The 13,881-nt window shown below is 67.1% G+C and carries 7 protein-coding genes; 5 read left to right on the forward strand and 2 right to left on the reverse strand.

Annotated features, from left to right (window positions below; all coding sequences use genetic code 11):
- Nucleotides 1-28: 28 nt before the first annotated feature.
- On the reverse strand, nucleotides 29-310 hold the full coding sequence (locus tag ACYP5B_RS21580) for a UxaA family hydrolase (protein WP_459571018.1): 282 nt from the start codon (nucleotides 308-310) through the stop codon (nucleotides 29-31).
- Between the two features lie 160 nt (nucleotides 311-470).
- Here ACYP5B_RS21580 and ACYP5B_RS21585 point away from each other — a divergent pair, with 160 nt between their 5' ends.
- Nucleotides 471-1,223, forward strand: coding sequence for a GntR family transcriptional regulator (locus ACYP5B_RS21585; RefSeq protein ID WP_318231558.1), 753 nt, complete (start codon nucleotides 471-473; stop codon nucleotides 1,221-1,223).
- A gap of 167 nt (nucleotides 1,224-1,390) precedes the next feature.
- Here the strand turns inward: ACYP5B_RS21585 and acpA are convergent, their stop codons facing one another.
- The gene (acpA, locus tag ACYP5B_RS21590; protein ID WP_400096260.1) at nucleotides 1,391-3,526 is read right to left on the reverse strand and encodes an acid phosphatase; all 2,136 of its coding nucleotides are present in this window, start codon (nucleotides 3,524-3,526) and stop codon (nucleotides 1,391-1,393) included.
- A 230-nt stretch (nucleotides 3,527-3,756) separates the two neighbouring features.
- On the opposite strand from acpA, the gene ACYP5B_RS21595 reads away from it, so the two are divergent.
- The 4 genes from ACYP5B_RS21595 to ACYP5B_RS21610 all read left to right on the forward strand — a co-directional run bounded on the left by ACYP5B_RS21595 (nucleotide 3,757) and on the right by ACYP5B_RS21610 (nucleotide 13,442).
- Complete coding sequence (locus ACYP5B_RS21595; protein WP_459571019.1) at nucleotides 3,757-5,109, forward strand: cytochrome-c peroxidase; 1,353 nt, start codon at nucleotides 3,757-3,759, stop codon at nucleotides 5,107-5,109.
- A gap of 359 nt (nucleotides 5,110-5,468) precedes the next feature.
- The gene (gene uvrA / locus ACYP5B_RS21600) at nucleotides 5,469-11,408 is read left to right on the forward strand and encodes an excinuclease ABC subunit UvrA (protein ID WP_459571020.1); all 5,940 of its coding nucleotides are present in this window, start codon (nucleotides 5,469-5,471) and stop codon (nucleotides 11,406-11,408) included.
- A gap of 175 nt (nucleotides 11,409-11,583) precedes the next feature.
- Nucleotides 11,584-11,904: a hypothetical protein gene (locus ACYP5B_RS21605; protein WP_459571022.1), complete on the forward strand. Its 321-nt coding sequence runs from the start codon at nucleotides 11,584-11,586 to the stop codon at nucleotides 11,902-11,904.
- Between the two features lie 344 nt (nucleotides 11,905-12,248).
- Nucleotides 12,249-13,442, forward strand: coding sequence for a pyridoxal phosphate-dependent aminotransferase (locus tag ACYP5B_RS21610; RefSeq protein ID WP_459571023.1), 1,194 nt, complete (start codon nucleotides 12,249-12,251; stop codon nucleotides 13,440-13,442).
- The last annotated feature ends 439 nt before the right edge of the window (nucleotides 13,443-13,881 follow it).

Raw genomic sequence — 13,881 nt, forward strand, 5'->3', positions numbered from 1 at the left:
GGTATTGGGGGACGGGGCGCGGCGCGGCTTACCAGCGCTTGGTCTTGATGTTGTGGACGTGGGCGTGGTCGCCGGCCGTGATGGGCGCAACCACCTTGCCGATGTCGATGCCGTACTTGAAGACGGTCTGGCCCACTTCCATGTCGCGCAGCGCGACCTTGTGGCCAATCGGAATGGGCTGCTTGGCAACCACCGTGATGACCTTGTCCTCGTCCATGATCCAGGCGTTCAGCTCGGTCCCGGCCTCGATCCCCTCGGCCACCGCTACGGCGACCGTGTCTTTTGCATCGTGCAGCACTACGTGAATCATTGCTCCTCCTTGGGTTTTTGTTACGGCGCAGCATGCGGTGAGCGGCAACCGATGGAACAAAGAATAGGTTCTGAATTCCTTCATGTCAACTATGTCATATGTATGAGTTGGATGAGTGAATCTCTGGTACATTGCAGTCATTCAGAAAGAGTGCCAAGCCATGAGTAACCTACGAGAGATCCCTCCGCCGGGCGGCGTCCTGTACAAGGACGTGAAACGGCATGCATTGCAGGCGCTGGCCGATGGCGAATGGAAGCCCGGCGAGGCGATACCGTCGGAAAAAAAGCTGACCGAACGCTTTGGCGTGTCGATCGGTACGCTGCGCAAGGCCATCGACGAACTGGTGGCGGAAAACCTGCTGATCCGGCACCAGGGGAGGGGCACCTTCGTGGCCACGCACCGGCGCGACGATCATTTCTTCCGCTTCTTCAAGGTGGCCCACCTGGACGGCCACCGCGGCTACCCGACCGTGGAGCTGGAGTCGTTCCGCAAGATCAAGGCCGACAAGAGCGTGTGCACGCTGCTTGGGCTGGAGGCCGGCGCGCGCGCGTTTCAGCTGACCAACGTGCTGTCGCTGGATGAGCGGCCGGTGATGATCGACGACATCGTGCTGCCGGAACGGCTGTTTGCCGGGCTCACTGAGGCGCAGTTACGTGGCCGGCCCAACACCTTGTACAACTTCTACCAGGAAGCGTTCGGCGTCAACGTGATCCAGACCGAGGAGCGGTTGCGCTCGGTGCTGGCCACGGAGCGGGAGCAGGCATTGCTCGGCGTGGAGCCGGGCGCGCCGCTGATGCGCATTCACCGCGTGGCGTTTTCCTACCACCGGCAGCCGGTGGAGTGGCGGGTGTCGACGTTGAACACGGCGGAGCACGAGTTCATCGTGTCGCAGATGCCGAAGGATGAGAGCTGAGGGCAAACCTGACGCATCAGTCGAAGCCGACGGATGGGCCGACACCGCGCGTCATGACGACGGCTGTCTCTCCCTCTCCCACAAGTGGGAGAGGGGAGCTAACCGGCGGTCTGGAAAGGCGCCGACGGATGGGCCAGCGCCGCTGCTATGACGACGCTGTAGCGCTTTCAGTGCGCCATGGCCGTGAAGTCCAGCGCGTTGGTCAGGTCGCCCATGGCCTTGCCCTTGTTGGCGAGCAGGGCGGTATCGCGTTGCTGCAGGCCCGGCAGGGTCGGCAGGACAAAGCGGCGGGTGATGAAGCGCAGGGCCGAGGCCGTGTCGTATTGCGTGTGGTCGACAAAGCCCTTCTTCACGTACGGCGACACCAGGATCGCCGGGATGCGCGTGCCCGGGCCCCAACGGTCGCCGGTGGGCACTTGCGCGTGGTCGTAGAAGCCGCCGTTCTCGTCGTAGGTGACGAGGATCAGCATGTTCTTCCACTGCGGGCTCTTTTGCAGCTGCGCGATCACGCTGGCGATATGGGCGTCGCCGTCGGTCACGTTGGCATAGCCGGGGTGCTGGTTCAGGTTGCCTTGCGGCTTGTAGAACGCGACCGCGGGCAGGTTGCCGGCGGCGGCGTCCTGCAGGAACTGGCTGTCGAAGTCCTTCAGGTGCGCGCTGCGGTTGGCGGCCTGGCTGACCGGGTCGAAGTTGGCGTAGTAGTTGAACGGCTGGTGGTGTGGCTGGAAGTTGGGCACCGTGTTGTTGTAGATGGCGGTCGGGTCCTGCGTGGCCTTGGCCCAGGCGCCGGCGTACCAGGCCCAGCTCACGCCGCGTGCGTTCAGCAGGTCGCCGATGGTGGTCTGGGTCTGCGGCGGCAGCGTGGTTGCCTTGGTGGGGTCGGCGTAGAGGCCCGTGGTATCGGTGGTGGCGGGCTTGTTGCCGCTCGGCTGGTAGTCCGGCTGCATGGTGTTGACGGCGTAGAACATGCCGCTGGCATCCTTCGGCGTCAGCGTGCTGTCGTTCTGGTACACGGCCTTGCCGGAGAGCACGGAGGTGGGATTGCCGGTGCCCGGGGTCAGGCGGACGAAGTTGCCGTTGGCGTCGACATCGATCGCCGAGATCGAGGCCTTGGCCGGCGAGGTGGCCGCGTCGGCGTTCGGGTACTGCGGCGCGCAGGCGCAGATCAGGTACTGGTGGTTCAGGAACGAGCCGCCAAAGGCACCCATGTAGAAGTTGTCGGCCAGCACGTACTGCTTGGCGAGTTGCCACATCGCCATATTGCTGCCGTCGTAGTAGCCCATCGACAGGCCGCCGGCGTCGGAGAACGCGGCGTATTTGTCGTTCTTGCCGCCGTTGATCTGCATCTGGTTGTTATAGAAGCGATGCACGAGGTCGCGCGTGGTGACCGATTGCGAAACCACCACACCGGTGCCGTTGACGCCGGCCGGGATATCGATCTGGAACGGCTTGTTTGCCCAGTTGGCGGTGCTGGCCTGCGGCAGCTGCACGGTTTGCCCTGCCGCGGTGAGCCCGCCCCAGGTCGGCGGCAGCACCGGCAGCGCGGAGCCGTCGAAGTCCTTCTGCGGCTCGACGGTGCCGGTCGAGGTGGGGTTCACGCCGGGAACGCCGTTGGCGCCCGGGAACAGGCCGTAGAGGTTGTCGAAGCCGCGGTTCTCGGCATAGATCACCACCACGGTCTTGATGTTGTCGAGGGCGACGCGCTTTGCCACGCCGTCGCGCAGTGTCTGGGCGATGTCGCCGCCGCCGGCGACCGAGTCCGCGATCAGGTCGATGGTCTGGTCGATCTCTGCCTGCAGGGTTGCCTTGACGGTCTTGTCGGTTTCCTTGTTGTGGTCGGCCAGCAGCTTGTCCGCCGTCACGCCGATGCGGGTGGCCAGGCGTGCCTTGGCCGCGTTGAGGTCGCCGCCGTTGGACTCCATGATCGCGACCAGCTCGGTCGTGATGGCGCTGATCACGCCGTTGGCGCTGGCCGGTGCGCGGAACACCAGCGGGCGCGTCACGGCCGCGTGGCCGCCGGCGTCATCGTTGCGGAAGGCGTCGCTGCCGATCTCGGCGGCGATCGCGCCCTGGCCGGTCAGCGTAAAGGCGCCGTTCTTGTCGGTGTAGGTGCTGGTCTCGGTGCTATCGCACTTGCCATTGCTGTTGGCATCAATGCAGACCTTGGCGTGCTCAAAGTAGCTGCCGGTCACCACGCCCGAGGTGGTGACGGCGCTCCCGCTGCCGGAGTCGCTGCCGCCGCAGGCGGCCATGGCAGCGGCGGCCACCGCTGCAAGGGGATAAAGTCTCAAGGCTCGGCGCATGGAGTTTCCTGTTTCGTTATTTGCGAGGCGGTTTTTTTTTGTACAGCCGCGCGATTTTCGCGCTGCTCCATGTCAGATTGATGATGGCGCGGGGACGAAAGGAAGACATCCGGCCATGGATGACACGCCGTTGTCATGCGTGCGTGCTAGCTTGGCTGCCCGTTTCCTGAATCTCCTGTGCCTGGGCTGGTGTAGCCATCCCGCCCTCGCCATTCCACTTCGCCGCACAGATGCCACTGCGCTCCGTCCTGCTGCCAGTTCCTTCCCCGATCCCCCGCCTTGCCACCGGAGCCCTGCTGCTGGCTTTCGCGCTGGCTTTGGCGGGCTGTGACAAGTCCGGCCAGGAGGGAGCGGCAGTGGCTGCGCCACCGGCATCCGCTCCGGCTGCCAGCCAGGCCGCCGCGCCCGCGCGGCCGGCCTACGCCGATGCGTTCTACAACATGATGGCAACGCGCCGGCCCTCGGTGCCGGCGATGGCCGCGCTTGGCAAGGCATTGTTTTTCGATCCCGCCTTGTCGGCGTCCGGCCGGCTAGCGTGCGCGAGCTGCCACAGCCCGGCACACGCTTATGGGCCGGCCAACGATCTCTCGGTGCAACTGGGCGGCAGCGACATGCTGCGCACCGGCGCGCGCGCGGCACCGTCGCTGCGCTATGTGCAGAACGTGCCGCCGTTCTCCGAGCACTTCCACGAGAACGACGGCAACGACAGCGAAGACCAGGGCCCCACCGGTGGCCACAACTGGGACGGGCGGGCGTCGTCCACGCACGAGCAGGCCAGTATTCCGCTGCTGTCGCCGCATGAGATGGCGAACGCGGACGCGGCGACGGTGGCCGCCAGGCTGCGCGCCGGCAAGCACGCGCAAACGTTGCGCGAGGTGTTTGGCGCCGACATCCTGGAGCGCGACGAGGTAGCCTTCCAGGCCGCGCTGATGGCGCTCGAGGTGTTCCAGGAAACGCCGTCCGAGTTCTATCCCTACAGCAGCAAGTACGATGCGTTCCTGCGGCGGCAGGTCAAGCTGAGCGAGCAGGAAGCGCGCGGCCTGCGCCTGTTCAACGACCCTGCCAAGGGCAACTGCGCGGCCTGCCACCCGAGCGCGATCAGCGCCGACGGCGTGTTCCCGGCCTTCAGCGACTTCGGTTTTATCGCGCTGGGCGTACCGCGCAACCGCAAGCTGGCGATCAATGCCGATCCGGCCTTCTTCGACATGGGCTTGTGCGGGCCGGACCGTACCGACCTGAAGGAGCGGGCCGAGTACTGTGGCTTGTTCCGCACTCCCGGGCTGCGCAACGTGGCGCAACGCAAGACCTTCTTCCACAACGGCGCCTTTCATTCGCTCGAAGAGGTGTTGCGCTTCTACGTGCAACGGGACAGCAATCCCGGCAAGTGGTACCCGCGCAAGGCCGACGGCAGCATCGACAAGTTCGACGACCTGCCGGCGCGGTATCGTGACAACGTCAATATGGAACCCCCGTTCGGCGGCGCGCCCGGCAGCAAGCCGGCCCTGTCGGAGGCGGAAATCCGCGACGTCATCGTGTTCCTGAAGACCCTCAACGACGGCTACCGGATTCCGGCGGCGCACTGAGCGTTCTGAGCCGGAATGGCGCGCCCGGCTTTGCTCGGCGCGGGCAGCGCGGGGTGGCGCGACGGCCCCCCCGGCCTTGCCCGGCATGCGCCGCAAGCTACGCCGGGCCTTTCCTTTTCCGGATCCGTCCCCATTTCCTCCTGACACCGTACTGTCAGGAGATGTCAGCGCCACACTTCGTCGCGCGGCACGCTGCCGTCCTTCGGGATAGGATAGCGGCCTGACCGTATCCATACCGCGATTTGCGGCGGCAATTCACCGCGCTCCCGGCGCCCTGTGCCCAGCCCGCCCGCCCCGCAAGTCGCACGCCGCACGCAAGCAACCAGCTAGCCACTCGCAAGCCAAAAAGGACGCATCCCATGTCATCCGGTGTCATCCGTATCCGCGGAGCCCGTCAGCACAATCTCAAGAATCTCGACCTCGACCTGCACACCGGCGAAATGACCGTGGTGACCGGGCCGTCGGGCTCGGGCAAGTCGAGCCTGGTGTTCGATACGCTCTACGCCGAAGGGCAGCGGCGCTATGTCGAGACCTTCAGCGCCTACGCGCGCCAGTTCCTGGACCGCATGGACCGGCCGCAGGTGGACCGGGTGGACGGCGTGCCGCCGGCCATCGCCATCGACCAGACCAACCCGGTGCGCAGCTCGCGCTCCACGGTCGGCACGATGACGGAACTCAACGATCACCTGAAGCTGCTGTACGCGCGCGCCGCCGAACTGTTCGATCGCCAGACCGCGCAGCCCGTGCGGCATGACTCGCCCGAGACCATCTACGCGGAGCTGCAGGCACGTGCCGCGGACGGCGATCCGCGCCTGGTGGTCACCTTCCCGGTGGAACTGCCGGAATCCACCACCGAGGCCGAGATCGAGCAGTGGCTGTCGGTCAGCGGCTACACGCGGGTGCAGGCGCAGCGCGTGGTGGCGTCGCCCACCGGGCCGCGCAAGGTGCTCGACGTGGTGGCCGATCGCTTCCGCCTGGGCAATACAGAGAAGGTGCGGGCTGTGGAAGCCATCGAGGCCTCGCTCAAGCGCGGCAGCGGCCGGGTCAACGTCTACGTGCTCAATACGACGGACGAAGCCGCGGAGCCGCAGGTGTGGCGCTTCTCCACAGGCCTGCACAGCCCTGAGAGCGATATCCGCTACGCCGATCCGCAGCCCGCGCTGTTCTCGTTCAACTCCGCCTATGGCGCCTGCGAGACCTGCCGCGGCTTCGGCCGCGTGATCGGCGTCGACCTCGGCCTGGTGATCCCGGACGAGCGCAAGACGCTGCGCGGCGGCGCCATCAAGCCGATGCAGACGCCGGCCTGGAAGGAATGCCAGGACGACCTGATGCGCTACGCCGCCAAGGCGGGCATCCCGCGCGACGTGGCGTGGTCCAGCCTCACCCCGGCCGAGCGCGCCTGGGTCATCGACGGCTCGCCGGACTGGAACGGCAAGTGGAATACGCATTGGTACGGCGTCAAGCGCTTCTTCGACTACCTGGAGTCAAAGGCGTACAAGATGCACATCCGCGTGCTGCTGTCCAAGTACCGCAGCTATACGCCGTGCGAGACCTGCGGCGGCGCGCGGCTGAAGACCGAGGCGCTGTTGTGGCGCCTGGGCAGCAAGGCGGGTGCGGACGCCGTGTGTGCGCCCGGGAAGCGCTTCCTGCCGCGCGGTGTCGATTGGGACCGCACTCAACTCGAGGCCCTGCCGGGCCTCACCGTGCACGACCTGATGCTGATGCCCATCGAGCGCATCCGCAAGTTCTTCGACGACCTCACGCTGCCGAGCCTGATGCTCGACGACGCGCTCAAGCTGCTGCTGGCCGAAGTGCGCACGCGCCTGAAATACCTGTGCGACGTGGGCCTGGGCTACCTCACGCTGGACCGCCAGAGCCGCACGCTGTCCGGCGGGGAGGTGCAGCGCATCAACCTGACCACGGCGTTGGGTACCTCGCTGGTGAAGACGCTGTTCGTGCTCGACGAGCCCAGCATCGGCCTGCACCCGCGCGACCTGAACCGCATCGTCGAGGCCATGCATCGCCTGCGCGATGCCGGCAACACGCTGGTGGTGGTCGAGCACGACCCTTCGGTGATGCTCGCGGCTGACCGGCTCATCGACATGGGCCCCGGCCCGGGCGAGCGCGGCGGCAACATCATCTTCGACGGCACGCCTGCCGATATCCGTAGCTCAGGCACGCTCACCGGCGAGTACCTTGCCGGGCACCGCCAGGTGACCGATCTCTCTCGCTGGCAACCGCGCGCGGTGGAGGCCAACACGCCGCGCATCGTGCTGGAAGGCGCGACCGAGCACAACCTGCGAGACGTCACGGTGGAGATCCCGCTGCAGCGCCTGGTGTGCGTGACCGGCGTCTCCGGCTCGGGCAAGTCCACCTTGCTGCAGGACGTGCTGTATCCCGCCATGGCGCGCCAGTTCGGCAAGTCCACGGATGCGCCCGGCGCCTTCCGTAGCCTGACCGGCGCGGAACAGGTGGCGGATGTGGTCTTCGTCGATCAGTCGCCCATCGGCAAGACCGCGCGCTCCAACCCTGCCAGCTACGTAGGCGCCTTCGACGAGATCCGCAAGCTGTTCGCCAAGGCTCCCATGGCGCTGCAGCGTAGCTATACCGCGGGCATGTTCAGCTTCAACTCGGGCGACGGGCGCTGCCCCACCTGCGGCGGCTCGGGCTTCGAGCACGTCGAGATGCAGTTCCTCTCCGACGTCTACCTGCGCTGCCCGGATTGCGATGGCCGGCGCTACCGCGCGGAAATCCTTGAGGTGAAGATCGAGCGCGCACTGCCGGGCCAGCCGCCGCGCGCGCTCAGCGTGGCCGATGTGCTTGAGCTGACAGTGAGCGAGGCCGTGGCGCATTTTGCTGGCGACGCGGCCGTGCTGCGCGTGCTGCAGCCGATCGTCGACGTGGGCCTGGAATATGTGAAGCTGGGCCAGCCGGTGCCGACACTGTCCGGCGGCGAAGCGCAGCGGCTGAAGCTGGCCGGCTACCTCGCCGAGACCGCGCAGGCGAGCAATGTACGCGTCAAGCCGATGCCGTACGAATGCAAGCTGTTCATGTTCGACGAGCCCACCACGGGGCTGCACTTCGACGATATCTCCAAGCTGATGCGCGCCTTCGGCAAGCTGCTGGATGGCGGCCATTCGCTCATCGTGATCGAGCACAACCTCGACGTGGTGCGCGCTGCCGACTGGATCATCGACCTGGGCCCCGAAGGCGGCGACGCCGGCGGTGAAGTGCTGTGCGTGGGCACGCCGGAAGATGTCAAGCGCTGTGCGCACTCGCATACCGGCAAGGCCCTGCTGCAGTACGACCGCGCCGTGGGCCACGCCTTCGTCGCGGAAGATGCGGGCGTGCCGCTGCAGGCCGCCTTGCGCGCCGCCCGCGCGCGCCGCGCCATCGAGGGCGAGGACGTGGTGCGCATCGTCAACGCGCACGAGCACAACCTGAAGGCGCTCAACGTCGATATTCCGCATGGCAAGTTCAACGTCATCACCGGCGTGTCCGGCTCGGGCAAGTCCACGCTGGCTTTCGACATCCTGTTCCACGAAGGGCAGCGCCGCTATCTCGAATCCCTCAATGCCTACGCGCGCTCCATCGTGCAGCCCGCCGGGCGCCCGGAGGTGGATGCGGTGTATGGCATTCCGCCCACGGTGGCCATCGAGCAGCGCCTGTCGCGCGGCGGCCGCAAGAGCACGGTGGCGACCACCTCCGAGGTCTGGCACTTCCTGCGGCTGATGTATGTGAAGCTGGGCATCCAGCACTGCATCCATGACGGCACGCCGGTCACTTCGCAAAGCCCGGAGTCGATCGCCGCGCAGTTGCTGCGCGACTACAAGGGCCAGCATGTGGGCCTGTTGGCGCCGCTGGTGGTCAACCGCAAGGGCGTCTACACGGACCTGGCCAAATGGGCCAAGGCGCGCGGCAACACGCACCTGCGCGTGGACGGTGAATTCCTGCCGGTGGACCCGTGGCCGCGCCTGGACCGTTTCCGCGAGCACACCATCGAGTTGCCGGTCGGCGACATCAACGTATCGGCGGACAACGAAGCCGCATTGCGCGCGATGCTCGGGCAGGCACTGGAAGCCGGCAAGGGCGTGATGCACCTGCTGGCCCCGCTCGATGGCCTGCAGCATGCGATGGGCAACGGCGGCACCGCCCGCGTCGGCAGCACCACCGTGTTCTCGACCAAGCGCGCCTGCCCGGTGTGCAGCACCAGCTATCCGGAACTGGATCCGCGCCTGTTCTCCTACAACAGCAAGCACGGCTGGTGCACCAGCTGCGTGGGCACCGGCCTGACCCTCACCCGTGAGCAGCGCGCCGTCTATGACGATACCGTGATGGCCGACGACAACCGCGGGCGCGAGCAGACCCTGCCCTCGGAGCAGCAAGAGCCCGATGACGTGGCCGATACGCCGTGCGCGGACTGCGGCGGCACACGGCTGAACCCGGTGGCGCGCGCGGTCACCTTTGATGCGCACCCCATCGTGGAAGTGGCCCAGTGGACGGTGTCCGACACGCACCGCTGGGTGCAGGGCCTGCACCTGGCCGGCCGTGAAGGCGAGATCGCGCGCGACGTGGTGAGCGAGATCCGCAGCCGCCTGCAGTTCCTGGAGGAAGTCGGCCTGGGCTACCTGAGCCTGGACCGTGCCGCGCCCAGCCTGTCCGGCGGCGAGGCGCAGCGCATCCGCCTGGCCGCGCAGCTCGGCAGCAACCTGCAGGGTGTGTGCTATGTGCTGGACGAGCCCACCATCGGCCTGCATCCGCGCGACAACCAGATCCTGCTCGACGCCCTGCGCAAGCTTGGCGAGAAGGGCAACACGCTGGTGGTGGTGGAGCACGATGAAGACACCATCCGCCGCGCCGACCACATCATCGATATTGGTCCCGGCGCCGGCAAGCGCGGCGGCACGCTGGTGGCGCAGGGCGGCGTGGCGGCATTGTCGGCCAGCCCCGATTCGCTCACCGGCCAGTTCCTTGCGCAACCCATCCTGCATCCGCTGCAGCCGCGCCGCGTGGTCAAGCCGGAGGGCAAGAACAGCGAGGCCGTGCCCGAGCGCTGGCTGACTGTGCATAACGCCACGAAGCACAACCTGCGCAACGTCACCGCCAGCATTCCGCTGGCGCGGCTGGTCGCCATCACGGGCGTCAGCGGCTCTGGCAAGTCCACGCTGGCGCGCGACGTGCTGATGGCCAACCTGCTCGACGCGGTGGGCCGCTCGGTGATGTCCTCGCCGGCCACGCGCCGCGCGCGCAAGGCCGCCGGCAGCGAAGCGCCCGCGCGCTCGCAAGCCACCGCGCGCGCCGAGCCGCGCCGCAAGCTGGAGGTCACGCACAACTGGCAGGGCTGCGAGTCCATCACCGGCTATGAAAGCATCGACCGCGTGCTGGAGGTCGACCAGACCCCGATCGGCAAGACGCCGCGCTCCTGCCCGGCCACGTATATCGGCGTGTGGGACACCATCCGCAAGCTGTTCGCGCAGACGCTGGAGGCCAAGGCGCGCGGCTATTCCGCCTCGCGCTTTTCCTTCAACACCGGCGACGGGCGCTGCCCGGCCTGCGAGGGGCAGGGCGTGCGCACCATCGGCATGAGCTTCCTGCCGGACGTGAAGGTGCATTGCGATGTCTGCCACGGCCAGCGCTTCAACCCGGAAACGCTGGCGGTCACCTGGCGCGGCAAGAATATCGGCGACGTGCTGACGATGGAGATCGACGAGGCGGTGGAGTTCTTCTCCGCCATGTCCAATATCGCGCACCCGCTGCAGCTGATGAAGGACGTGGGCCTGGGCTACCTGACCCTGGGCCAGCCCTCGCCCACGCTGTCCGGCGGCGAGGCGCAGCGCATCAAGCTGGTGACCGAGCTGTCCAAGGTGCGGGACGACATCACCCGCCGTGGGCAGCAGGCGCCGCACACGCTGTACGTGCTGGATGAGCCTACCGTGGGCCTGCACATGGCCGACGTGGCCAAGCTGATCCGCGTGCTGCACCGGCTGGCCGATGGCGGGCACAGCGTGGTGGTGATCGAGCACGACCTCGATGTGATCGCCGAGGCCGACTGGATCCTCGACCTGGGCCCGGAAGGCGGCGTGGCGGGCGGCGGCATCGTGGCCGCGACGGATCCCGAGGGGCTGGTGCGCGTGCGGGCCAGCCACACCGGCGCGGCGCTGGCACCGGTGCTGGCGCGCGGCAAGGAGCAGGGCAAGGAGGCGGGCAAGGAGGCGGGCAAGGAGGCGGGCAAGGAGGCGGGCAAGGAGGCGGCCGAGAGTGGCAACGGCGGCAGGCGCCGCCTCGCGGCGGCGCAGTAAAGCCGCCGCGGCAGCCTCGCCACCCTCCCGGAAGGCGAGGCTGCAGGCCGTTTTCACCTGGCGGCCCCGGTAGCTGACACAATGACGGATTCAGCAACTGGCGGCCGCCGCCGGTCCAGCCGTGCGCCGTAGAGGTGGCGGCCGGGCGGGCCATGCGTAGCCGCCGCATGACAGCGTGACAGCAAAACCCCTTTTCTCCCTCCTCTCCATCGTGACGGCGCTATGGCTCGCCCTGGCCAGCACGTCCGTGCCGGCGGCGGCCGCTAGCGCATCGGACGCCAGCGGCGCACGCGCGCCTGCCAAGGCGGGCAAGCGTGCGGCCTCCGCGCCGACGCCAACGTCCCGGGCTGCCCAGCAAGCCGCTGCCTTGCCGCAAATCAACCACGACCAATACGCACTGCGGCCCGAACGCGACGTGCAGCCGCGCAGCAGCTTCGGTCTGCGGATGAAGCCCGGCTGGCAGCAGCAGGACGATTCCGCCGGTCCCGGGCGTTAGCAACCCGGGGTTGCCTCGACGCGCGCCCGCGGCGCGCAGCAAAGCACTGACGGACTGGTAGCCGCGGCGTTGCGCCATTGGAGAGCAGGATGGCTTCGAGCAACGCGGTACGGCCTTCGGCGTCGCGCGCTTCCAGCACATCCAACAGGTCATCCGCACGCACGGCTTGCGCGGCTTCTGCAACCCTGAGGCCTGTCATGCCGCAAGGCAGAAATTTCCGCGGCGCAGTGCAGCACGGGCGGCCGCCATGCTGCCGGGCATACCGGCGGGAGTGCCTTTGCGGTACGCTCTATGGATTCCGCAGTCCGACCCGCAGTCCGACCCTTACACCGCAAGGAGCTCAGATGTCCACCAGCCAGTCCGGCTTTGCGTCCGCCCCGGCCGTAGCCCGCGCCACCGTCCATCACCTGCGCGCATCGCGCATCCGCGAGGTGGCCAATGCCGGCATCGGCCTGCCAGACGTGCTGCCCTTCTGGTTCGGTGAGTCCGACCAGGTCACGCCCGCCTTTATCCGCGACGCCGCCAGCCGCGCCTTGGCCGGCGGCGCCACCTTCTACACGCATAACCTTGGCATTGCCCCGCTGCGCAGCGCGCTGGCCGGCTATGTCAGCGCGCTGCATGGCGCAACCGCTCTGGACAACGTGGTGGTAACCAGTGCCGGCGTCAACGCGTTGATGCTGGCCGCCCAGCTGGTGGCCGGGCCCGGTGACCGCGCGGTGGCCGTCACGCCGCTGTGGCCCAACCTGGTGGAGATCCCCAAGATCCTTGGCGCCGAGGTGGAGACCGTCTCGCTCGATTACGGTGCGCACGGCTGGACCCTGGACCTCGACAAGCTGCTGGCCGCGCTCACGCCGGACACGCGCTTGCTGATGATCAACTCGCCGAACAACCCCACCGGCTGGGTGATGTCGCGCGAAGACCAGCAAGCGGTGCTGGCGCACTGCCGGCGCCATGGCATCTGGATCATTGCCGATGAGGTGTACGAGCGGCTGTATTACGGCGAAGGCGATGGCGCCATTGCGCCGTCGTTCCTGGATATCGCCAGCCGCGACGAGCGCGTGATCTGCGTGAACTCCTTCTCCAAGGCCTGGCTGATGACCGGCTGGCGGCTGGGCTGGATGGTGTTGCCCGCGGCACTGACCGACGATCTCGGCAAGCTGATCGAGTACAACACGTCCTGCGCGCCTTCCTTCGTGCAGGAGGCCGGCATCGTGGCGGTGCGAGAGGGCGAAGCCTTTACGCGCGAACTGGTAGGGCGGCTGCGCGCCGCGCGCGATCACCTGGTGGGGGCGCTATCCGAGCTGCCGGGCGTGGATGTGCATGCGCCGGACGGGGCGATGTATGTGTTCTTCCGGCTGGCCGGTGCCGGCGACAGCCTCGCGCTTTGCAAGCGGCTGGTGCGCGAGGCGCGGATCGGGCTGGCGCCCGGGAGTGCATTTGGGGAGGAGGGGGAGGGGTTTGTCAGGTGGTGTTATGCGTGTGACTTGGGGAGGTTGGAGGAGGGGGTCAGGAGGTTGAGGGGAGGGTTGGGAGTTTGATGCTTTGTAGTCCCGCTTGACGCGGGGGGTGTCTCTTGTTGGGTGGGGTTTTAATGCTTCTAGCTGCTGGCGCGGCTGGGCGGTGTTGCCGTTTTGGAACATGTGGGATGGTGGGGTTTTCACGCCACTAGCCCCGCTTGACGCGGGGGGTGTCTCTTGTTGGGTGGAATTTTATTGCTTCTAGCTGCTGTCGCGGCTGTACGGTGTTGCCGTTTTAGAACGTGTGAGATGTCACTTTTCTTTACTCGTAAAGAAAAGATGGTATGAACGCGCCCCGTCCCCGCAGTGGAGCGCGAGGAGCCGAAACGGTAGTGTGGGTCGGGCAAAAAAAGCCTGACGAGAAGGGGTCCCTCCAGACCGAACGGCATCGCAATGTGCCAGAGTGGAAGATGTCACCACCACTACAGGAACGGAGGGACCCGAAATGAATGCTATGACA

Source organism: Cupriavidus sp. 8B, from assembly GCF_054589115.1.

Coding starts and splice junctions, on each gene's coding strand:
- ACYP5B_RS21595 (WP_459571019.1), top strand. CDS start 3,757: ATGCCACTGCGCTCCGTCCTGCTGCCAGTTCCTTCCCCGATCCCCCGC.
- acpA (WP_400096260.1), bottom strand. CDS start 3,526: ATGCGCCGAGCCTTGAGACTTTATCCCCTTGCAGCGGTGGCCGCCGCT.
- uvrA (WP_459571020.1), top strand. CDS start 5,469: ATGTCATCCGGTGTCATCCGTATCCGCGGAGCCCGTCAGCACAATCTC.
- ACYP5B_RS21585 (WP_318231558.1), top strand. CDS start 471: ATGAGTAACCTACGAGAGATCCCTCCGCCGGGCGGCGTCCTGTACAAG.
- ACYP5B_RS21580 (WP_459571018.1), bottom strand. CDS start 310: ATGATTCACGTAGTGCTGCACGATGCAAAAGACACGGTCGCCGTAGCG.
- ACYP5B_RS21610 (WP_459571023.1), top strand. CDS start 12,249: ATGTCCACCAGCCAGTCCGGCTTTGCGTCCGCCCCGGCCGTAGCCCGC.